The sequence below is a fragment of the Cupriavidus sp. CuC1 genome (assembly GCF_044627735.1).
Lineage (GTDB): Bacteria > Pseudomonadota > Gammaproteobacteria > Burkholderiales > Burkholderiaceae > Cupriavidus > Cupriavidus ulmosensis.
The window spans coordinates 1-689 of record NZ_JBIUHC010000421.1; the positions used below are offsets into that span (position 1 = coordinate 1).

The following is a 689-nucleotide window of genomic DNA, read 5'->3' on the forward strand; positions in this document are numbered from 1 at the left end:
CGCCGATGGTGGAGCGCGCTGCGCGGATCATCCGGGAACTCGACGCCGAGGTGGCCACGCCGGCCCAGGCGCGCGACATTCTCCGAATCGGTTAAGAGCCGCACCTGGACAAGTCCATGCCACGACTAGAGATGCCGCAGGAAGCGGCGATGACCGCGGAGCAAGCGGCAGTTTGTGCCGAAGCGGTGAGCGGGTTGCGCGGCAAGGTGCCGGCGCCGATGATTGCCTGGCTGCGCAACCCGGAACTCGCGCGCCGGGGGCAGAAGCTGGGGGAGCTGCTGCGCTTCCAGACGACGCTGGAGCCGCACCTCACCGAGCTCGCAATCCTCGTGTGCGGTCGCCATTGGACCTCGCACCACGAATGGAAAGCACACAAGGTGATGGGACTCGCCGCTGGCCTGGATCCCGCGGTGATCGCCGCCATCGCCGCCCGCCATGCGCCAGAGTTCAGCGATGAGCGGCAGCGCGCAGTCTATGACATCTCGTCCACGCTTCTCTCGACGGGCAGGGTACCTGATCGCCTGTATGCGCGCGGCGTAGCGCGGCTTGGGGAGCAGGGCGTTGTGGAGCTGGTCGGCGTGTTGGGCTACTACTGCATGGTATCCCTGACGCTGAACACCTTCGAACTCGGGTTGCCAGGCAGCATTGCGCCGGAACTCAACGACCCAGAGCTGACGCTGCCCGAGGAG

The 689-nt window shown here is 66.6% G+C and carries 2 protein-coding genes; both read left to right on the forward strand.

Annotated elements, in window-relative coordinates; all coding sequences use genetic code 11:
* Positions 1-5: 5 nt before the first annotated feature.
* A complete protein-coding gene (locus ACGLHR_RS52010) occupies positions 6-95 on the forward strand; it encodes a 3-keto-5-aminohexanoate cleavage protein (protein ID WP_400103973.1) in 90 nt (29 codons plus the stop codon).
* Positions 96-116: 21 nt separating this feature from the next.
* Positions 117-689: carboxymuconolactone decarboxylase family protein (locus ACGLHR_RS52015; protein ID WP_400103971.1), on the forward strand; the 573-nt coding region annotated here is incomplete at its 3' end.